The organism is Flavobacterium glaciei (genome assembly GCF_003350545.1).
GTDB classification, from domain to species: Bacteria; Bacteroidota; Bacteroidia; order Flavobacteriales; family Flavobacteriaceae; genus Flavobacterium; species Flavobacterium glaciei.
In genome coordinates this window covers 13,641-35,726 of sequence record NZ_QQBA01000006.1, presented here as the reverse complement: position 1 = coordinate 35,726, position 22,086 = coordinate 13,641, and the positions used below count along the sequence as shown (strand labels likewise).

General features: G+C 33.5%; 18 protein-coding genes and 1 tRNA gene. 11 read left to right on the top strand and 8 right to left on the bottom strand.

Going from position 1 to position 22,086, the window contains the following annotated elements; genetic code table 11:
- Positions 1–176: 176 nt before the first annotated feature.
- The 5 genes from DFR66_RS06895 to DFR66_RS06875 all read left to right on the top strand — a co-directional run bounded on the left by DFR66_RS06895 (position 177) and on the right by DFR66_RS06875 (position 6,412).
- Positions 177–494 carry a hypothetical protein gene (locus tag DFR66_RS06895; RefSeq protein WP_114754111.1) on the top strand — a complete coding sequence of 106 codons (318 nt, stop codon included), beginning with the start codon at positions 177–179 and terminating at the stop codon, positions 492–494.
- Between the two features lie 178 nt (positions 495–672).
- Positions 673–1,164 (top strand): hypothetical protein, encoded by a 492-nt coding sequence (locus DFR66_RS06890; protein WP_114754110.1) that lies wholly within the window; start codon positions 673–675, stop codon positions 1,162–1,164.
- 165 nt (positions 1,165–1,329) lie between these two features.
- On the top strand, positions 1,330–1,878 hold the full coding sequence (locus DFR66_RS06885; protein ID WP_114754109.1) for a hypothetical protein: 549 nt from the start codon (positions 1,330–1,332) through the stop codon (positions 1,876–1,878).
- Positions 1,879–2,033: 155 nt separating this feature from the next.
- Complete coding sequence (locus DFR66_RS06880) at positions 2,034–4,565, top strand: PIG-L family deacetylase (protein ID WP_114754108.1); 2,532 nt, start codon at positions 2,034–2,036, stop codon at positions 4,563–4,565.
- 122 nt (positions 4,566–4,687) lie between these two features.
- Positions 4,688–6,412, top strand: coding sequence for a sodium:solute symporter (locus DFR66_RS06875; protein ID WP_114754107.1), 1,725 nt, complete (start codon positions 4,688–4,690; stop codon positions 6,410–6,412).
- 473 nt (positions 6,413–6,885) lie between these two features.
- Here the strand turns inward: DFR66_RS06875 and DFR66_RS06870 are convergent, their stop codons facing one another.
- From DFR66_RS06870 to DFR66_RS06850, 5 genes are all read right to left on the bottom strand, one after another.
- Positions 6,886–7,731 carry a DUF2911 domain-containing protein gene (locus tag DFR66_RS06870; RefSeq protein WP_114754106.1) on the bottom strand — a complete coding sequence of 282 codons (846 nt, stop codon included), beginning with the start codon at positions 7,729–7,731 and terminating at the stop codon, positions 6,886–6,888.
- Positions 7,732–7,782: 51 nt separating this feature from the next.
- Entirely contained in the window at positions 7,783–8,457 is a 675-nt protein-coding gene (locus tag DFR66_RS06865; RefSeq protein WP_114754105.1) for an HAD family hydrolase, read from the bottom strand.
- 128 nt (positions 8,458–8,585) lie between these two features.
- Positions 8,586–9,299 carry a tRNA threonylcarbamoyladenosine dehydratase gene (locus DFR66_RS06860; RefSeq protein ID WP_114754104.1) on the bottom strand — a complete coding sequence of 238 codons (714 nt, stop codon included), beginning with the start codon at positions 9,297–9,299 and terminating at the stop codon, positions 8,586–8,588.
- 18 nt (positions 9,300–9,317) lie between these two features.
- Positions 9,318–9,983: a TatD family hydrolase gene (locus tag DFR66_RS06855; protein ID WP_114754103.1), complete on the bottom strand. Its 666-nt coding sequence runs from the start codon at positions 9,981–9,983 to the stop codon at positions 9,318–9,320.
- Positions 9,983–10,585, bottom strand: a complete 603-nt coding sequence (locus DFR66_RS06850) for a DUF1684 domain-containing protein (RefSeq protein WP_114754102.1) — start codon at positions 10,583–10,585, stop codon at positions 9,983–9,985. Before DFR66_RS06850 ends, DFR66_RS06855 begins: the two co-directional genes overlap by 1 nt.
- A 277-nt stretch (positions 10,586–10,862) precedes the next feature.
- On the opposite strand from DFR66_RS06850, the gene DFR66_RS06845 reads away from it, so the two are divergent.
- From DFR66_RS06845 to DFR66_RS06830, 4 genes are all read left to right on the top strand, one after another.
- A complete protein-coding gene (locus tag DFR66_RS06845; RefSeq protein WP_114754101.1) occupies positions 10,863–12,080 on the top strand; it encodes an MDR family MFS transporter in 1,218 nt (405 codons plus the stop codon).
- A gap of 285 nt (positions 12,081–12,365) precedes the next feature.
- Entirely contained in the window at positions 12,366–12,734 is a 369-nt protein-coding gene (locus tag DFR66_RS06840; protein ID WP_114754100.1) for a BlaI/MecI/CopY family transcriptional regulator, read from the top strand.
- A 20-nt stretch (positions 12,735–12,754) separates the two neighbouring features.
- Positions 12,755–14,776 carry a M56 family metallopeptidase gene (locus DFR66_RS06835; RefSeq protein WP_114754099.1) on the top strand — a complete coding sequence of 674 codons (2,022 nt, stop codon included), beginning with the start codon at positions 12,755–12,757 and terminating at the stop codon, positions 14,774–14,776.
- A 72-nt stretch (positions 14,777–14,848) separates the two neighbouring features.
- Positions 14,849–14,989: an SsrA-binding protein gene (locus DFR66_RS06830; protein WP_114754098.1), complete on the top strand. Its 141-nt coding sequence runs from the start codon at positions 14,849–14,851 to the stop codon at positions 14,987–14,989.
- Here the strand turns inward: DFR66_RS06830 and DFR66_RS06825 are convergent.
- A complete protein-coding gene (locus DFR66_RS06825) occupies positions 14,986–15,498 on the bottom strand; it encodes an adenine phosphoribosyltransferase (RefSeq protein WP_114754097.1) in 513 nt (170 codons plus the stop codon). The two genes, DFR66_RS06830 and DFR66_RS06825, sit on opposite strands and share 4 nt — an antisense overlap.
- Positions 15,499–15,592: 94 nt before the next feature.
- Here DFR66_RS06825 and DFR66_RS06820 point away from each other — a divergent pair.
- Together DFR66_RS06820 and DFR66_RS06815 are read left to right on the top strand one after the other, a co-directional pair.
- Positions 15,593–15,666: transfer RNA gene (locus DFR66_RS06820), tRNA-Arg, on the top strand.
- 180 nt (positions 15,667–15,846) lie between these two features.
- Positions 15,847–16,698 (top strand): EamA family transporter, encoded by an 852-nt coding sequence (locus tag DFR66_RS06815; RefSeq protein WP_114754096.1) that lies wholly within the window; start codon positions 15,847–15,849, stop codon positions 16,696–16,698.
- A 188-nt stretch (positions 16,699–16,886) separates the two neighbouring features.
- Here the strand turns inward: DFR66_RS06815 and DFR66_RS06810 are convergent, their stop codons facing one another.
- Both DFR66_RS06810 and DFR66_RS06805 read right to left on the bottom strand, forming a co-directional pair.
- On the bottom strand, positions 16,887–18,818 hold the full coding sequence (locus tag DFR66_RS06810; RefSeq protein WP_114754095.1) for an amino acid permease: 1,932 nt from the start codon (positions 18,816–18,818) through the stop codon (positions 16,887–16,889).
- Positions 18,819–19,092: 274 nt separating this feature from the next.
- Positions 19,093–22,008: an FAD-binding and (Fe-S)-binding domain-containing protein gene (locus DFR66_RS06805; protein WP_114754094.1), complete on the bottom strand. Its 2,916-nt coding sequence runs from the start codon at positions 22,006–22,008 to the stop codon at positions 19,093–19,095.
- Positions 22,009–22,086 lie beyond the last annotated feature (78 nt).

Here is a 22,086-nt window from a genome sequence, read left to right as displayed (position 1 = left end):
CTTAATACAAACTTTAGACTACACTATTTTAAATACTTAGTTTTAAACGCATTATAACCAGCACCGTAATCTAAAAGTGTAAATTATATAATTTAATATCGTAATTGTATAAGAATACATCTTTTAATTTTGCTTACATTTATATTATATAAAATAATAACTAAAACCTTAAAGAAATGAAAAAAGTTACCTTTTATTTAATGATGATGGTATTGTCATTAAGTATTGTTCCAACTCAAATGTTAGCTGCTGAAAAAAACCCAACTTCGGTTTCAAACAATCCAAAAGAAGTTCCTGCAGAGGTTAAAGTATTGCTTAATCGTCTTGACGAAATAAAAGCAATGGACAAATCTTCTTTAAATTCTTCGGAGAAAAAAGAATTGAGAAAAGAAGTACGTTCCATTAAAGCTGAATTAAAATCTACAGGAAATGGTGTATATCTTTCAGTAGGTGCAATTATAATAGTTATTCTTTTATTGATACTTTTATTGTAAATAAATTTATAACTGTAGAAAAAGGAAACGAATATTCGTTTCCTTTTTTTATGAAGTAAAATATCGTACTAAAATCATATAAATCAGGTAATGGCACAGTTATTGGCTTAATCATAAAAACGAAATTGTACAGTAAATAAAATTACTTTACACTAATTAATAATTTAAAATTTAGAAAATGAAAACATTAAAATTAATCATCGCGGGAATAATATTTTTTGCATCCACAAATACGATGCAGGCACAAGTATCAGTAAATGTAAATTTAGGTAGTCCTCCGGCTTGGGGACCCGCAGGTTACTCTGCTGTAGATTACTATTATTTACCTGATATTCAGTCTTATTATGATATTAGAAATACTCAATTTATTTATTTTGGAGGAGGAAAATGGAATCGTTCAAGAAACCTACCAAATCAATACAGAAACTATAACTTATACAATGGTTACAAAGTTGTATTAAATGATTATCATGGATCAAGACCATATAGCAACTTTAAATACCATAAAGTAAAATATTACAAAGGATACAAAGGTAAACCTCAAAAATCTATCGGGTCAAATCGTAATAATTACAAAAAAGTATACAAAAGTAATGGTAACAAAGGAAATGGTTACAAAGGAAAAGGGAATAAAGTTGGGAAAGGTAATAATGGAAATGGAAAACATTAATACAGATTTGATTTAATTGATACAGGGAGTCTTAGAAATAAGACTCCCTTTTTTTTGCCCGTTACGCTAATTTAATGTTAACATTTTCATTTTGGCACAGTTGTTGGCTTGACTTAAAAAACAAAAACTTGTTACAAAAAATTATTGTCAATTAAATTTAAAAAGATGAGAACACTAAAATTAATCGCCGTAGGAATTGTCCTTTTTGCCACTAGTACACTACAAGCGCAAGTTTCAGTAAATGTAAACATTGGTACAGCTCCCTCTTGGGGACCTGTTGGATATTCAAATGTAGACTATTATTATCTACCTGATGTAGAAGCTTATTACGACATTAGAGCTACTCAATTTATTTATTTTGGAGGTGGAAGATGGATTCGTTCTAGATATTTACCTAATCAGTACAGAAATTATGATTTACATAATGGATATAAGGTAGTGTTAAATGATTATCATGGTTCAAGACCTTACATCAACTTTAGAAATCATAAAATCAAATATTACAGAGGTTATCAAGGTCGCGAACAAAGAAATATTGGGTACTACAACGATCGTAGGGTATATGCGAATAATAGGCCAAATGATAATCGTAAATATTACAAAAATCGTAAAGGGAAAGATGATTACAGAGATCGCAGGGATTATGATAATGACAGAGGAAAAGGAAATAAAGGTCACGGGCGTGGACATGACCGTGATGACGACAGAGATTAAAATTTGATATATCAAAAAGAAAGGGAGAAAGCTATACTTAGTTTTCTCTCTTTTTTGTTAAATCAAACTATTATTCATTAAAGAAAAGTAAAAACATTTCTGAAAAAAATTTTTAATTCCTACATTTGAAGCTATTGCAAATTAAATTTAAAAGAATGCAAAAAAAAATCATCATAGCCATTGTAATAATTTTGGTTAGTTTTCAAGTTACAACTGGGCAACATCCACAAAAACCAAATTCTGTTGAAATTTACAATCAAATCGAAAAGCTTAATTTTCTTGGTTCTGTACTCTACATAGCAGCGCATCCTGATGATGAAAATACGAGATTAATTTCTTATTTGTCCAATGACCAAAAAGCAAGAACCGGATATTTGTCTTTGACACGCGGTGATGGTGGACAGAACCTAATAGGAACGCAATTAAGGGAATTATTGGGAGTCATAAGAACCCAAGAACTTATTGAAGCCCGAAAAATTGATGGAGGAGAACAATTTTTTTCCCGTGCCAATGATTTTGGATTTTCAAAAAATCCTACAGAAACCTTAGAGATTTGGGATAAAGAGAAAGTATTGTCAGACGTTATTTGGGCCATCCGAAAATTTCAACCCGATGTTATTGTAAACCGATTTGATCATCGCTCTCCGGGAACTACACACGGACATCACACTTCATCTGCAATGTTGAGCGTAGAAAGTTTTGAACTGGCCAATAATCCTACTATTTTTCCTGAACAATTACAATATGTAAAACCTTGGCAAACCAAACGCCAGTTTTTCAATACCTCTTGGTGGTTTTATGGAACTATGGAAAAATTTAATGCTGCTGATAAAACGAATTTAATTGCACTTGAAACCGGTGTTTATTATGCCGGATTAGGGAAATCAAATCAGGAAATAGCAGCACTAAGTCGTAGCCGCCATCAATCACAAGGTTTTGGAAGCACTGGTGCGCGTGGTGAAGAAACGGAATATTTAGAGTTTATAAAAGGCGATGCTTTAAAAGAAAAAAAATCGCTTTTTGAAGGAATTGATACTTCTTGGAACCGTGTAAAAGGTGGTAAAGCAATTGGAGAATTATTGACAACTATTGCAACTGAATTCGACCATAAAAATCCTTCTGCAAGTATTCCAAATTTGGCGAAAGCCTACTCCATGATGAAAACTTTGGACGAAAATCATTGGGCACCACTCAAATCCGCAGCCATACAAGAAATTATCGCAGCTTGTTCCGGTTTGTATCTTGAAGCCGTTGCCCAAAATCAAGAAGCAACTCCCGGAAGCACTATTAAATTGAAACTCGAAGCAACAAACAGAAGCTCCGCACCCATACAATTAATTAGTGTTACTACTTTACCCAATCAAATTACCACGCATCAAAATCGTGAATTAAAGAACAACATCCTAAATAACATAAACTTAGATGTAAAGTTACCAGAATCAATTAACTATACACAACCGTATTGGTTAAAAGAAAATGGGACTGTTGGGATGTATGCCGTAAATGAGCAAAAAAACATAGGGATTCCAGACATCATTAGGGAAACTAAAGTGGTTTTTAACGTATTAATCAACGGAATCGAAATCCCTTTTGAGCGAACAGTAGTTTATAAATATAATGATGATGTAAAAGGTGAAGTGTATAATTATCTCGACATTGTTCCTGAAGTTACTACTTCAATCATTGACAAAGTATTACTCTTTAAGGACACCAAAATAAAATATGTAGGCGTAAAAGTTAAAGCTGGTAAAGATGCTGTAAAAGGAAATTTACAACTTGAGCTGCCTCAAAACTGGAATGTTTCTCCAAAATCGATTCCTTTTAACCTTCAAAAAAAGGGAACAGAACAAATCGTTTATTTTGAAGTAACAGCGCCTAAAAATCCAGATGAAGCAATAGCAAAAAGTATTGCAATCATTGATAACAAGAGATTTGATAAAGAACAAATTATTATTAATTATGATCACATTACCAAACAGCAAGTTTTAAAATCAGCTGAAGCCAAATGTATCAAAACGGATTTAAAAACCAACGAAGAGAGGATTGCATATATAATGGGCGCCGGAGATGAAGTGCCTAGTAGTCTGACGCAATTGGGCTATACTGTAACACTGCTTAAACCTGAGGAAATAACACCCGAAAAATTAGAGAATTTTGATGTAGTTATGACAGGAGTTCGTGCTTATAATACCGTTACAGCATTAGCGAATAAGCAAAATATACTTTTTGATTTTGTAAAAGGCGGAAAAACAATGCTCGTTCAATACAATACTGCTGGTGATCTTGTAACCGAGAATATTGCACCTTATCCATTGAAACTATCCCGTGACCGTGTAACAGAAGAAAATGCCGAAGTCCGATTTCTAGCACCAAATCATCCCGTTTTGAATTTCCCAAATAAGATTACCGCTAAAGATTTTCAAGGATGGAAACAAGAGCAAGGATTGTATTATCCAGGTGAATACGACAAAGCCTTCACTCCTATTCTATCTTCAAATGATAAAGGAGAAGCACCTAAAAATGGCGCTTTGCTGATTGCACCTTACGGAAAAGGACATTATATCTATACAGGCTTAAGCTTCTTTAGAGAATTACCCGAAGGCGTTACTGGTGCGTATAAATTAATTTCGAATATCATCTCATTAAAATCAACCGAAACTATTCCTGCTCAAAATATTAAGCAATAAAGCTACCAAAAATGGAAACAAAAAAAATAAAAACCTGGAAAAAGAACTACACTTGGGTACTTGTGGCTAATGCGATATACATTTTGATTTTTTGTCTAATCATGAAATTATACTCTTAAATTATGCAATTATTTGATTGGATTATACTTATAGTTACTTTACTCTTTATCGTTATTTATGGTGCTTGGAAAACCAAAGGAAGTAAAAATGTAGAGGACTTTATTCTGGGAAGTAATGAAACGCCTTGGCATGTTGTGGGACTTTCTGTGATGGCAACGCAAGCAAGTGCCATTACGTTTCTTTCCACTCCTGGACAAGCGTATCATGATGGAATGGGTTTTGTGCAATTCTACTTTGGACTGCCTATTGCCATGGTGGTAATTTGCGTCACCTTTATCCCTTTATACCACAAATACAAGGTGTATACTGCTTACGAATACCTCGAAAAAAGATTTGATTTAAAAACCCGTTCCCTTGCTGCTATTCTTTTCTTGTTCCAAAGAGGTTTAGGAACCGGATTAACCATTTATGCTCCAGCGATTATTTTGTCAGCAATATTGGGTTGGAATCTTACTTACATGAATATTATTATTGGTGTGCTGGTCATTATTTATACCTTTTCGGGAGGAACTAAAGCTGTAAACGTAACACAAAAACAGCAAATGTTTGTGATCATGTCGGGAATGTTTATCACCTTTTTTCTGATATTACGCTATCTGCCTAATGATATGACATTTACCAGTGCGCTACATATTGCTGGTGCAAATGACAAAATGAACATTGTTAATTTCTCTTTTGATCCTGAAGAAAAATATACATTTTGGAGCGGAATCACTGGAGGTTTTTTTCTGGCATTAGCCTATTTTGGAACTGATCAATCGCAGGTAGGACGTTACTTATCTGGGAAATCCGTTCGGGAAAGTCAAATGGGACTGATTATGAATGGGCTACTAAAAGTTCCTATGCAGTTCTTTATTTTGTTGACCGGAGTAATGGTTTTCGTCTTTTTTCAATTCAATCCTGTTCCGTTAAATTTTAATCCAAACAACAAAGCCATGATTGAAAAATCAGCATATAAAGGTGAATACAATGCTTTGGAACAAAAATTAGACGGTTTATCGGAAGATAAAAAAGTAATCAATCTGTTGTACATCGATCAGCTGAATCAAGATTATGACAATCCAATCCTTAGAAAAGAATTAGTGGCTTTGTCCAATAAAGAAAAAGACTTGAGAGATCGTGCTAAAGAAATCATCATGAAAGCCGATAGCAATAGTGAAACTAACGACAAAGATTATGTATTTTTTCACTTTATCCTAAATTATTTACCCAAAGGACTTATCGGATTATTACTGGCTGTAATTATCTCAGCTGCTATGTCATCAACTGCTTCCGGACTAAATGCATTGGCATCAACCACCGCAATAGATATTTACAAAAGGAATATCAAAGAAGAAAAATCAGAACGTCATTACCTTTACGCTACTAAATTTTTTACCTTATTGTGGGGAGTAATTGCCATACTTTTTGCTTGTATTGGGACTTTGTTTGAAAATTTGATTCAATTAGTAAACATCATTGGTTCTATATTTTATGGAACTGTACTGGGGATTTTCTTAGTGGGTTTTTATATACACAAAGTACAATCAAAAGCTATTTTTTATAGCGCCGTGATTAGTCAACTTACTATTTTTATTATATACTATTACGCCATTTATATCTTCCCTAGCGGTGAGGAAAAACTGGGGTATTTATGGCTTAATTTCATTGGAGCAATGTTGACGATTGTAATTTCGTTGCTGTTGCAGTGGACTATTTTTAGAAAACAAAAAGTAGTTGTAGCCTAAGATAAACTCGTTTATTTTTCATTTATATTAGTGAAATATATTTGTCATAATTAATTGACCGCAGATTCGCAAATTATATTGATAATACCATTTTATTTTTAAAATACTGGAATGTTTATTGGTAGTATTGTCATTTCGACGAAGGAGAAATCTCATTAGTTATTCTTGCTATGTGATTTCTCCTTCGTCGAAATGACAAGTTGTGGAATTGTTTATTATAGTGATTACAAAAGCAAAATGGTATCATATTCAATAGTCTAAAACTAACTGTGTTTATTAATTAATCCAATTATCAGTTCGAGCGCAGTCGAGAACCCTTTTAGCATCTTGACTGCGGTTGTTTCCTCTCGCTATAGATGTAGCTTTAATCCAAATATAATCTACGAATAGATAGTAAAAAACCTAAATGAAATGCAAAAAAAATCCCGTATCGATAATTACCGAGACGGGATTGTACATTAAAATTGAGTGAATTAATTCTTACTCCACTCTGAGATACTGTCTTTATTCATCTTTACGTAATCTTGATTTTTAGCAATTTCAGCAGCTGCAAGAGATAATTTTGCAGTTTCGATTGCTCCTTTTTTATCACCAAGTTTTGCTTGAATCAATGACTTCAATCTGTTATACCAAAATGGTTTTTCCTTTGTCATATCCAATGCTTTGTTTACATAAACCAAAGCTTTTGCATTGTCACCATTCGATTGAAATAAAAATTGAGCTGCAGAAAAATAATCTGCTGCACCAGGTCCAGCTAATGCTTTCTCGATATTAGCTGTTGCTTTTTGTTGTGTAGGCACTTCAAATTTTACAGCAGCATAAGAGTTCTCCCAATAAATTTCTAAAAAGGCAAAATTATTATCTAAACCACTAATTCCTATAGTAAATGTTTCCACACTTCTATTTACGGTCTCTGGTTTTACATTCGCTTTAAGCGCTACATTTTCTTCTTTCCACTCTTCTGGATTACCCCAATTATCTGTAGTTTTATAGAAAATTATATCCCAACTTTCAATTCTTGGAATTGTGAACAACGAATATTTTCCTTTTTTCAACGTTTTACCATCAATTACAACATCATCACTAAATGATACTGTTGTGTTATCATTAGCTCCAGTTCTCCAAACTTTTCCAAAAGGAATTAAATTACCAAAAACGGCTCTTCCTCTTGCGCTTGGTCTTGAATAATTAATCTCTACATCTGTCAAACCTACTGTTTGCATAATTGTAGATTTTGGACTGGATTGAGGAGTTTTTACTTGTGCCTCAATGGTGAAATTTGCTATAATAATGGCAAATACAATGATTATTTTTTTCATGTTTTAAATTTTTATGTTTTCCAAATTTACAAATTCAGTGGCTTTCAAATGTTAATTATTCCTTAATTTAGATTCAATATTCGTAACAACATCATAACCCAATTCGTTAAAATGATTAATTACAAAATCTGCTTCTGATAAATCTTGTGCATCAGAATGAATACTGTTGTAACCCACACAAAAAATACCGGCAGCTTTGGCCGCTTTTACCCCATTTGTACTGTCTTCAATAACGATACAATTTTCTTTTGGCGCAATTGATAAACTCGCCGCATGTTCAAAAATCGCTGGATGTGGTTTCGATTTAGGAAAATCTTCCCCGCTTACCACATGCGTAAAATACTCATGCAACTTAAACCTGCTAAATACACGTTCAATAGTAACTTTAGACGCCGATGAAGCTAGAATCAGCTGCATTCCGTTTTGATGCAATTCTTTGATTAAGTTTTCGACACCTTCTAATAATTCCAAATCAGCTTTACTATCAAAAGCATCATTAAAAATGGTCCGTTTCCTTTGAATTAAATCCTCCACTTCGTTTTCTATCACAAAAACCTCTTTCAGTTTCTGAAACGTATTTCGAGTAGAAAAACCGGTAAATGAAGTGTACATTTCCTCCGTAACTGGAATATTCAACTCATCAAATTGTTTAAAATAAGCATAACGATGTACAGGTTCAGTATCGACAATTACACCATCCATATCAAAAATTACGGTTTGTATCATTTTTTTTTTAGATTTTTAGACTACTTAGATTATTGGACTACTTAGATTATTAGATTTCTGCACTGATATACTGAGACTGATTACTGAGACTGAATACTGCTACCTAGACTGAGACTGAACACTTCTCACTACTTCTTAAGCAAATAGCGAATCACGGTTTCTGCAGCATACAAACCAAATAATCCTGGCATATAACTATTAGTTCCATAAAATGATTTTTTAAAATTGGATCCGTCAGTCATTTTCAAACTCGATTCGTCCTGAATTTCCGAAGAAAAAACAACTTTCAGTTTATCAATTTTCACTTCTTTCAATCGTCTTCTGATGGTTTTAGCAAAATAACAATTTACGGTATTCGTGATATCCGTCACTTTTACTTTTGAAGCTTCCATTTTCCCGCCAGCGCCCATACTGCTTATGATTTTTACTCTTTTTCGTTTGGCACCAATGATCAAATTTAGTTTTGGAGTCACGCTGTCAATGCAATCTAAAACATAATCAAATTCCTCTGAAACAATTTCGAAAGCTCGTTCCGGCGAAAGAAATTCCTGAACACGAGTCAATTTTAATTCCGGATTGATATCCATTAATCGATCTCCTACAACAGTCACTTTGTATTGCCCCACAGTCGAATGTAAAGCTGGTAATTGTCGATTTATATTGGTAATATCAACCACGTCACCATCAACAATTGTCATGGTTCCCACTCCTGCTCTAGCCAAAAATTCAGCTGCAAAAGAACCTACACCACCCAATCCTACAACCAATACATTTGCATTTTTTAAATTATCTAAACCTTCTTTTTTGAATAAAAGTTCGGCTCTTTCTGTCCACTCTGCCATTATTTTTTTGTTTAAAGTTTAATGTTTTTGAAAAATTTTGAAATCAAAAACTTCATTAAAATTTGTATTCACTATCTCCTGTATTTCCTTAACAGAAATTCCTTTATATTTCGCTGCCAATTCATAAACTGCCTCAATTCCTTCCTCAACCGTATCTGTTTCTAAAAAAATTCGATTAACAGGAACGCTTTTAAAAACTGTTTCCAGTTCTGAATTGAGAAATAAATATTTCCCAAAAGAAATATAAAATCCATTGTCTACTAATTGTTTAGCGACTTGTGCATTTTTTGAAAATCCATGAATAAGCATTGGAACTGAAATATTCAATTTTTTCTTAATGGCTATCAATTCCTGAAAAGCCGCAACACAATGTATTACAACCGGTTTTTGATATTTTTGTGCCAAAAGCAATTGTTTTTCGAAAACCATTTGCTGTAATTCCATTGAAACTTCGATACGTTTGTCCAATCCGCATTCGCCCACAGCGAGACAATTTGCCTCTTGTAATTTACTTTCTATTATCGCCAAGTCAGCTTCTTGTCGTTCTTCTACAATAAACCACGGATGAATCCCGATGGAATAATAAGGAATCGTGGCATCAAATTCCTGTGGATATTGATTCACTAATTCCAGCACATTCGGTTGATTAGTCCATTTATGCGTATGCAAATTAAAGAATTCCATTAGTCGTGAAATTTTTTAACCCCCGCTTTTATTTCGATATCCAAATCATTTTCCAAAGGGACTTTTGGACAAGAATACTTATGATTATAAGCGCAATACGGATTGTAAGATGTATTGAAATCAATCTCAATCGTATCTCCTTTTGGGATTCGTAAATCAATATATTTGCCACCAATGTAACTTTCTTTTCCTGAAGTCAAATCAGAAAAAGGCAGAAATAAATAGTCTTTATATTCCTTCTTTTTGGAAAGTTCAATGTTTTTATAGACATTCAGTTTAAATTCACGACCATCAATTGTAAAAAAAAGTTCACCATATTTTACATACAATGGTTTTCTATCTGTTGACGTTTCCATTTCAAATGGCTTCTCATTTTGAGTTCTAACCAATTTAGCCACAACAAAAAAAGTTTCGTTTGCAGGATAAAAATCAAGTGTTTTGAATTCCGCTAAATCTTCTGCAGTCAACGGACTTGTCTTAGCATCAGCATACTCCTCGTTGAGTTCCTTCTGAAATTTGGCTACAGCCGAAACGTCAAATTTTTCTTGTGCAAAGCCTAAATTAAATTGAACCAAAAGAAATAAAGTAAATAGCGTTCTCATATTTATAATTTTTTGAATATCAGTTATTACTAATAATCGGAATTTTGTTGGTCTAAAAAAAATAAAGTTATTTTCTCTTGAACCATTAAGAAATTAAGGCTTATTAAGGGTAAAAACTTAAATTTCTTAATTTCTTAATGGTTAAAAAAAAAGTATTTTTTTGTCTGATTAGCGGACAATCATATATAATTTGATGCAAAAATAGTTTAAAAGTTACTAGGACACAAAGACGCATCCGTACAAAGTTTTCTACCTTTGCAAAATTATAACTCATTATATGTTTCAAACTGCTTTTCAACGTTACATTAATAATTTCAAAGGCTTTACCAGAGAAATTTGGATTCTAACCCTAATTACTTTTATCAATCGTGCTGGTACAATGGTTTTGCCGTTTTTATCCAAGTATTTAAAAGAAGATTTGAGTTTTTCCTATGCTCAAGTGGGATGGATTATGGTTGCTTTTGGTTTTGGTTCCATGTTAGGTTCGTGGTTAGGCGGAAAATTATCTGATAAAATAGGCTTTTACAAAATCATGGTTTTTAGTTTATTCACCAGCGGAATACTGCTGTTTTTAGTACAATATATTCGAACATTTTGGGGATTATGTATTGGAATGTTTGTCATAATGACCGTTGCAGATATGTTTCGTCCCGCAATGTTTGTGTCTTTGGCGACCTACGCAAAACCAGAAAATCGCACCAGAGCACTGACTCTAGTTCGACTCGCAGTAAATTTAGGTTTTACTGCAGGACCAGCCTTAGGAGGTTTAATCATTATGAATTTAGGCTACAGCGGATTATTTTGGGTTGATGGAAGCTCCTGTATTATTTCGATATTAATTTTTACATTGTTAGTAAAAGAGCGCAAAAAACCAGCCGATTTAGACTCCGCAAATAGCGAAACCGAAATCCCTGCTTCCGTTTTCAAAGACAAGATATTCTGGATCTTTCTTTTTGTATGTTTTATTACAGCCATGCTTTTCTTTCAACTTTTCACCACTTTACCCTTGTACCATAATGAAAAATTTGGCTTGACCGAGTTTCAAAGCGGACTTTTATTATCCTTAAATGGATTATTGATTTTCTTTCTGGAAATGCCAATTGTAAGCATAAGCCAAAGAAAAAACATTGATAAACTCAAAATTATACTTTGGGGTTCCTTATTGATGTCTCTTAGTTTCTACGTTTTAATGCTTAATATGTGGGCTGGCATCCTAATCGTCAGCATCCTTTTTATCACTTTTGGCGAAATGTTCATCTTCCCTTTCTCCAATTCCTTTGCGCTAAGCCGAGCACCAAAAGGACACGAGGGACGCTATATGGCTTTGTTTACTATGAGTTTTAGCTTGGCACACATTGCAAGTTCTAAAACGGGGCTAGAAATCATTGCTTCATTTGGTTATCAAGCAAACTGGTTTATCATGGGAAGTTTAGGAATTTTATCTGTCGCCGGTTGTATCTGGCTGCAAAAACTAGTTCAAAAAGAACAAAACTAATTCCAATATCATTCTTTGGGCGTGACCCTATAAAAAAAGGGGCTTAGTAACATCATCCTTACTGGCCCCTTTTTTTTATAGCGTCGGGCTATACGCGCTACTTCGGTAGCTAGCTTTTATCCCTCACGCAACCTCATTTTCATAATTACTTCTGTGATTTAAAGATTTTTAAGTTACTAAAAAACTTTGATAAAAATTAAAAAACTAAAAAAATAGTTAATAAACTAGATTTATAGTTGCGTAACTAAAAAATTAGTTGTAAGTTTGATTCAAATAAAAAGAATCATGCAAAAACTGACTAATAAAGAAGAGGAAATCATGCACATTTTATGGAAGCTCAAAAAAGCATTCGTAAAAGAAGTCCTTGCTGAAATCACAGAAGATCAACCACATTACAACACACTTTCAACCATAGTGCGCAATCTGGAAGAAAAAGGTTTTGTATCGCACAATGCCTTTGGGAACACCCACCAATACTTTCCAATAGTTAGTTTAGAAGACTATAGAAAACGCTTCATGAACACGGCTATCGACAACTACTTTGATAGTTCGTATAAAAATATGGTCTCCCATTTTGCCAAAGAAGAAAAAATTTCTGCAGCTGAATTACGGGAAATTTTAGCCATGATTGAAAACCAAAAAGAGGAAATATAAACTATATAGTAACAATATTTATGGAAGCATTCTATATTTATCTTATCAAATCCAGTGGATTAATTGCGCTGTTTTATTTGGCTTATCATTTTATGTTGCGAAAAGAAACCTTTTTTACCAGCAATCGTTGGTTTCTGTTATTGGGTTTATTTACTTCCGCTATTTTGCCCGTAATTGTATTTACAAAAATAATATGGGTCGAACCTACTCCAGTTAATTATGATTGGTCATCATTACCCATCACAACAACTATAAATGAAGATCATACAGAAGAATATATTTTTCTGGGGTTAGCAGTGCTGTACAGTATAGGTGCACTGTATTTAATAACTAAATTTGGTTTTGATTTTTACAGTTTACAAAAAGTGTTAAAAGGGAAAACAATAAAACGCCAAGCTGATTTCAAATTTATTGACCTACAAAACAACCTGGCTCCTTTCTCTTTTTTTAATACTATTGTTTATAATTCATCCTTGTACAGCAGTTCAGAACTAGAAAATATATTGGAACACGAAAAAGTACACAGCGAACAAAATCATACTATTGATGTATTGATTTCCAGAATTTTTTGTATCCTTTTTTGGTTCAATCCATTTATCTGGTTATACAAAAAAGCCATCTTACAAAACTTGGAATTCATTGCTGACAGCGAAGCCACAAAAAAAATATTAGACAAAAAAGCATATCAGTTCACATTATTAAAAATTACAACTCACGAAAATTGTGTTGGAATTACCAATCATTTTTATCAATCATTAATCAAAAAACGAATCGTTATGTTAAACAAAAATCAATCAAAAAAATCGAATTCCTGGAAGTATACCCTTGTTCTGCCGGCTTTAGTAGCATTTGTATCTTTGTTTCAAATTGAAGTAATTGCTCAGGAAAAAGTAGATTTCCAAGCAACAACAAAAATTATAAAAACAGAGGAACAACCAAAAGATGTTTATGAAATAGACAAAAACACCACTGATGAAGAACTAGAAGAAAAATCTAGGAATTTAAAAGAAAACTATGCCATTATAGCTGATTTTTCCGGTATCAAAAGAAATTCTAAAAACGAATTAACCGCAATTAAAGTTAATTTAAAAAAAGGAAAAGAAATTGCACAGAAAATGGAAACAAAAGGAAATGAAGCAATAAATAAATTTGCCATTATAGTGTCTAAAAATAATAATGGGATACTTACTGTAAATTTTGGTTCAGATGAAAATAGCAACAATCAAAAAAGTACGCCTATTGCTCCTAATGCCCCGTCCATAATCGAAAAGGAAATTTATATCGACGGTAAAAAAGTGAGCAACGAAGAATTAGATAACACTAATCCGGATGACATAGCCACAATGAATGTCATTAACGAGAATAACAAATCTATCATTAAAATTGTAACAAAAGAAAAAAGAACAGAAAATACTAGTCTATTTAATTTTAATACTCCAGCAACTGATTTAGATTTAGAAAATGTAGATCCTATTAGTTTAAAAATTCTTCAAAAACCAAAAAGCACGTATACAATTACAAAAAAAACTACTGAAATAAATGGTGTTCCTGGTGATGCAGAATATTTTATTGACGGAAAAAAAGTAAGTCCACTAGAAGCTGAAAGTATGAATCCAAATCATATCAGCACCGTTAATGTAGAAAAAGAGGGGACTTCTACTAAAAACTCAATCCGTATTATTACTAAAAGCTATATAAATGGGAAAGAAATGATGCCAGAGCCACCAACACCTCCCATTGCTCCAACTTTTAAATTTAAAGCTCCGAAAGCACCTGTTTTTCCTAAAGCTCCAAAAGCACCAAAAGGAAATCCTATAACAGGTGACAAAAAAGCTTGGAAAGAATTTGATAAAAAAATGTTAGAGTTCGATAAAAAAATGGAGGCTTTAGCGCCGGAAATTAAAGCCTTTGATAAAAAAATGGCTGAATTTGATAAAAAAATGGAACCTTTTGATGCTCAAATGGAAGATTTTGAAAAGAAAATGAAAATCTACGAAAAGCAAATGGAAGAATATCAGTCTAAAATTAACGGTAGAAAATAAATAGCAATTCACAATTTAGACGGTCTCAATCAAGACCGTCTTTTTTTATATCTTTGTCCAAAATAAAACCGCATGTATAAAATCTTAGCCCAAATAAACAAAGTCATTTTACCCAGTTTCACTAAGCAACGTTTGGACTTGGCTAAAGCCAAGAAATGGCAAATGGCTATTATTGGTTATAGGTATTACGTAACGACTCGTGCGTTGAATTAATACGTAATTGCAGCAAAAATTTCATTTTCTTTAATTTTAGCCCTGCCATTTAAGAAAGTCAATTCCATCAAGAAATTACATTGCACGATTTCACCACCCAATCGTTCCACTAATTCACAAACTGCTTTCGCCGTTCCACCTGTTGCCAAAACATCATCGTGAATCAGGATTCGGTCTCCTTTTTGAATTGCATCGATATGAATTTCTAAAGTATCTGTTCCATATTCTAAATCATAAGTAGCTGAAATGGTTTCATAAGGCAACTTGTTCGGCTTTCTTACCGGAATAAAACCAACATTCAATTCCTGAGCAATCAGCATTCCAAAGAAAAATCCTCTACTTTCTACTCCTATTACCTTGTCAATTTTTTTATCTTTCAAAGATGACATCAGTTTTTCGAGGCATTCCTTCCTAGCAATTGGGTCAATTAACACCGGTGTAATGTCTTTAAATAAAATTCCTTCTTTAGGAAAACCCTGAATATCACGGATATAATTTTTCAACGCCATATTTTTTTATTTTTTTATTTTTTTACACTTGCAAATTACACATTTATACCTATATTTGCACCCGCAAGCACGATAATATATCGGTTTACGAAATGGCCTTGTGGCGCAACTGAATAGCGCACTTGATTACGGCTCAAGAGGTTACTGGTTTGAATCCAGTCAAGGTCACAAAACCCCAACAAACGTTGGGGTTTTTTTATGGTTATACCTCAGTATTCTTACTACATTTTCATTAGTACTACCCATTTTAAAAAGTAAACCAAGAAATAAATACGATTCCTTTTTCAAAAGATAGAGCTGCAATCCAAACATATAAATAATAATTTTACAGCATAAATATATAAAACTATGTTATTTCTAATCTTAAGTATTATTTGCAGTGTAACCGTGGGCGTGATATTTAAAGTCGCTCGTAAATATTCCATCAGCTTCACTCAAGTTGTAGCCTGGAATTACGTGTTTGCATGTATCCTTTGTTTTGTGTCATTCAAACCTGACTTGAACACCATTGACTCAACAGCACCTTGGTCGCTTTATGTAACCATTGGGGTTTTATTACCTTCTATATTCCTCTTTTTGGTTGAATCCATTAAACACATGGGAATTGTCAAAACCGACGCTGCCCAAAGACTCTCTTTATTTATACCTATACTTGCATCTTGGCTACTATTTAAAGAAGAATTCAGCATACTGAAAATTTCGGCTTTTGTAGTAGCAGTACCAGCACTATTGCTTATTCTCACTAAAAACACCGAAAACACTAAAAACAAATGGGGATATCCAGCAATCGTTTTGATTGGTTTTGGGATGATTGACATTCTATTTAAACAAATTGCCACTTACACCAGTTTGCCTTATACAAGTTCATTATTTGTGATTTTGGGAATTGCAATGTCTATAATGATTACTGTAGTTTCCTGTGAAGTAGTTTTAAAAAAAGTAAAAATAAATATAAATAACATTCTTATAGGTGGATTAGTTGGTTTTTTCAACTTTGGAAATATTCTTTTCTACCTCAAAGCACATCAAGAATTTTCAGAAAGTCCTTCAACTGTTTTTGCTGGTATGAACATGGGTGTGATTATTATAGGTAGTCTTGTAGGTGTTTTAATTTTCAAAGAGAAACTGAGCAAAATGAATTTTATAGGATTGATTTTGGCTTTAATAGCCATTGTTTTAATCGTGATTTCACAACAATAAAATAAGGCAGTAAATCCCATTCATCAAACTTCTTACAGTATGATGCATAACTATCAAAAAGTTATAAAGTCTACCTATTTATTATGCTTTTACAGTTCAAAACTTCTTTTTATTTATAACTAAAACGCGAAAAAAAACCGTCACGTTTTTTAAACGAGACGGTTATTAAAAAAAAATCTTAATATTTTTTATATTTTCACACCATTCAACTTACTGTTTTTACGGCTAAAGCTAAAATAGATTACCAAACCAATTAAAAGCCATACACCAAAATAAATCCAGTTCCAAACGCTAAGTTCTGCCATCATATACAAACAACATATCAAACCTAACAAAGGAATAAGTGATAAGTTAGATTTAAAAGACCAAACCGTTAATCCTAGTAAAACAATAAGGAAAATCCACATTGGAATTTTATGTTTAAACAAACTAAAACCACTTTCGTATTTCACAGTGTCAGCAATTGGTAAACCTGCTATAATATTAGAATATTTAGTTTCATCTTGTTGGTATTGACTCAACAAAAGCTCTAAATCCGGTGTTTCAGTGGTACTATTTTTAGCATCAACAGAAACCAAATAATCGTATACTTTTTGAGATTCATCTTTATTAAGAGATGTTATAATATCTGCCGAATTATTAATTTGGGTTTCATTAGTAATAAAATCCATAGTTGCTTTTTTATTATATCCAAAAGCAAATACCAATCCGATAAGAAGTAAAACAGGCATAATATATTTTGAATTTACATACGGAGTTTTAAACTTTCCCCTTGGGATATCAGTCTTGTTTTGCAAAACTAAAACTCCAGCACAAACCAAAACAAAAGCAAATAAAGTACCAATACTACACAAATCTGTAACCAATGTTAAGTTCAAAAATAAAGCTGGAACTGCTACCACAAAACCAGTAACAATAGTTGCGAAAGAAGGTGTTTTGAATTTTGGATGCACTTTTGAGAAACGTTTTGGTAACAATCCATCACGACTCATGCTCATCCAAATACGCGGTTGTCCCATTTGAAAAACTAACAAAACACTAGCCATAGCCACAACTGCACTAACCGCAATAATGCCCGACATCCATTTAAGGTCTAATTTTTCAAAAACAAAAGCTAATGGATCACCTACATTTAATTGGTCATAACTAACCATTCCTGTTAATACTAATGCTATTGCAATGTATAAAATGGTACATATAATAATGGCCCACATCATTCCTTTTGGCAAATCACGTTGTGGGTCTTTACATTCTTCAGCAGTTGTTGAAATTGCATCAAATCCTATATAAGCAAAAAATACTGCAGAAACTCCTTTCAAAACTCCTGTAACACCATTAGGTGCAAATGGATCCCAATTAGCAGTATCTACGTAAAAAACACCTACAGCAATTACTAAAAGAACGATACATAATTTGACAACCACCATGATATTACTCGCATTTCGAGATTCCTTCATCCCGCGATAAATCAATGCGGTAATCAAAACTATGATTAATAATGCCGGAAGATCAGCAACAAAATGAAACGAACCTATAACTGGTGCTGTTGTCCATGCGGTATAAGCATCCTGTAATGCAGGACTCAAATTGGCAAACTCTTTTCCGCTTTGCATAAGTGCTGTAGCATCATCAAAACCTCTGGAAGCAGACAAGAAATCCATCTGGACCCATTGAGGCAAATGAAGACCTCCACTTGCTAGTAAACTTGTAAAATAATCACTCCAAGATATAGCAACGGTTATATTCCCTACAGAATATTCCATTATTAATGCCCAACCAATTATCCAAGCTATAATTTCACCAAAAGCAACATAGGAATACGTATAAGCACTTCCAGAAACAGGAACCATCGAGGCAAACTCTGCATAAGCAAAAGCAGCAAAACTACATGCTATAGCGGTAAATAAGAATAAAAAGATAACTGCAGGACCTCCATCGGCACTTGCTTTTCCAATAGTACTAAAAATACCTGCTCCAACAATAGCAGCAATTCCAAAAGCAGTTAAATCTCTTGCAGTTAAATGCTTACCTAAAGCATTATGTCCATCAGTATTATTTTTTTCTACTTGTTTTAAAATATCTTGTACTGTCTTTTTTCTGAATAAACCATTTAATGCCATATTGTAAATTTTATCATTAAAAATTAATATACTGTAAATTTTATGTTTTTTTGTTAGATATTGTGCAAATAATCTTCAAAAATCAAAAGTATAAAACAAATCGAATTAAAGCCGTTTCTACAACTATTTTTTTTTATTATTTTTTAATACATCAAAAATGATTTATTTTTTAATTATAAAAGTCAAATAAAACTATTTTTGACATTAAAAAAGAAAATCAATTTTAAACGAAAAGTAAATTTCAGTACTGCTTAAAACTATTTTGTTTTGCTATCTATTTCAAACAACTTCTTAAAATGGTCACCGGATGTAATGCTTTTCTGGTCGTGCCATCAAAAATCTGGTGACGACAACTGGTTCCTGCTGCTGCAATAGCCGTTGTAGGTTCAGTTGCTCTAATTTTTGGAAACAAAGTGTCTTCTCCCATTTGCATGCTGATTTCATAATGTTCTTTTTCATATCCAAAAGAACCTGCCATTCCACAACAGCCCGAATTATAAATGGTAACTGAACTATTTTTCGGCACATTCAACATCGCAAAAGTTGGCTCCATCGAACTTAATGACTTCTGGTGGCAATGCCCGTGTATTTTTATTATTTTCTCCTCTTCAGTAAATTGTTCCGCATGAATTTTACCTTTTGTAATCTCATTTTTGAAAAACTCTTCAATCGTAAATACGTTTTTGGCTAATTTTTCAGCTCCTTCTTTATCATCTGCTAATCGAATATATTCGTCTCTAAAGGTCAATATCGCCGAAGGTTCTATTCCTATCAAAGGGAATTCTGCCGTAATATAATCCGAAAAAACAGCCACATTTGTATTCGCAATCGCTTTTGCTTCTTCGAGAAATCCTTTAGAAATAAAAGCTCTTCCACTTTCTTCATGATCCACCAGAATCACCTCGTATCCGAGTGTTGTTAGTAACTCGTACGCATCAATTCCTATTGAAACATCATAATAATTAGTGAATTCATCACAAAACAAACACACTTTTCCGTTGACAAAAGAATCACTTGGCGCCTGATTCCAATTTTTTTCGTACCATTTCCTGAATGTCTTTGGAGCCAAAAGCGGTACTTCTCTTTTGGGAGCAATACCCATACTTTTTTTTACCAAAGGCAAGTTTGCCATAAAATTTGTAAACTTCGGAGTGATGCTTCCCAGACCATTCAGTTTAGCATTAAAAGCAAATATTTTATTGCGCCATGAAAATCCATTTGCTTTTTGGTATTGGTACAAAAACTCCGATTTCAAAGCCGCAACATCCACATTACTGGGGCATTCACTGGCGCAAGCTTTACAACTCACACACAATTCAAATACATTATATAATTCTTCGTGGTCGAACTTATTGTCTTTTTCTGAATGTGTCAGATATTCTCTCAGCGCATTGGCTCTGGCACGCGTCGTGTCTTTTTCATTTCGGGTAGCGCGGTAACTTGGACACAAAGTCCCACCAGCCGAAGGTAATTTTCTACAATCACCGGAGCCATTGCATTTTTCCGCGGCACGCAAAATTCCCATACTATCTGAGAAATCCTGAATGGTTTGCACATCAGGTTCCACTCTGCCCGCTTCTACCCTAAGGTTTTCATCCATTTTGAAAGCGTTTACAATTTTCCCCACGTTCAAGACGGTATTCGGGTCAAAAGCATGTTTGATTCTTTTCAACAATTCATAATTCTGCTCTCCAATCATAAATGGCAAAAACTCACCACGCACAATTCCGTCTCCGTGCTCCCCGCTCAAGGATCCTCTATATTTTTTGACTAGAATAGCCACTTCGGTTGCGATGTTTCTAAATTGATGCAGTCCTTCTATAGTTTTTAAATTTAAAACCGGACGCAAATGCAATTCTCCTGCTCCGGCATGTGCATAATAAATAGCGCTTTGACCATGACGCTCCATCATAGCGGAGAATTCTGCAATATAATTGGGTAAATCACTCAACTCAACAGCGGTATCTTCAATAGAATCGGCGGCTTTATTATCTCCAACAATACTTCCTAAAAGTCCAAGTCCTGCTTTTCGTAATTCATTTATTTTATCAATATCAGATCCATATATTTTTGGCAAAGCATACCCAAAATTGTTTCTTTCTAAATCAGCGATTAAATCATTAGCTTGTCTTTCGCCATCTTCCATACTTATATGTGAAGCTACTTCGAGCATAATAACCGCTTTTGGTTCCCCTTGAATAAAAAATCTGTTTTTAGCTTGTTCTCGGTTGGTTTGGGTACAATCTAATATTGTGTCATCCATCATTTCACAAGTATACAAATGATGTTTCATCGCGGTAACCACAGCTTCTAAACTTTCTTTAATGGTATGGAAATGGGCCACGACCATCACATTATTTGTTGGTGGCAGGTCGTCGACTTTCAACGTGATTTCAGTGGTAAAAGCCAGTGTACCTTCGCTTCCGCAAAGAAGCTTCCCTAAATTTATCGTATTTTCTGTACCTCCAAAAAGTTCTGATTTCAATAATAAATCAATCGCGTATCCCGTATTTCGTCTGTGAATTTCAGGTTTTGGAAATTCCTTAATAATCTCTTGTTGGTTTTCTGTATTCGAAAGTTCCTCATAAATCGTTTTGTAAATAGAACTTTCGAGTGTGTTTCCTTTTGTTTTCTCAATGAATTCGGCTGAAGTTATTTCATTAAATACTGCCGAAGTCCCATCACTCATAATGGCTTTAATTTCCACGATTTTATCTCGGGTAACACCATACCGAATTGATGTAGTTCCCGATGAATTATTACCTACCATCCCTCCTATCATACAGCGATTTGAGGTTGAAGTATTGGGGCCAAAAAACAATCCGTGAGGTTTTAGATACAAATTCAGTTCATCCCGAATTACTCCTGGCTGAACGGTAACTATTTTTTTTTCAGAATCAAAAGAGACAATCTTGTTAAAATGTTTCGAAACATCCACAATTATTCCGTTACCTACTGTTTGACCAGCCAGTGAAGTTCCAGCGGTTCTAGGTGTAATTGAAATCTTATTTTTTGCTGCAAAGCGAATAATTTTGACAATATCGTCCTCTGATTTTGGAACTGCTACAGCAACTGGCATAATCCGATACGCCGAAGCATCCGTAGAATACAATGTCTTGTGGAGAGCATCATAAAAAAGTGTTCCTTCTAACGACTGAGATAATTCTTGTAATTGCGGCGTAATTGACATGTAGTGGAGAAAATTGCTGTTATTTTCACAAATATAAATATATAGCGGTTTATACCTTAAAAACTGATAAGAAAAATT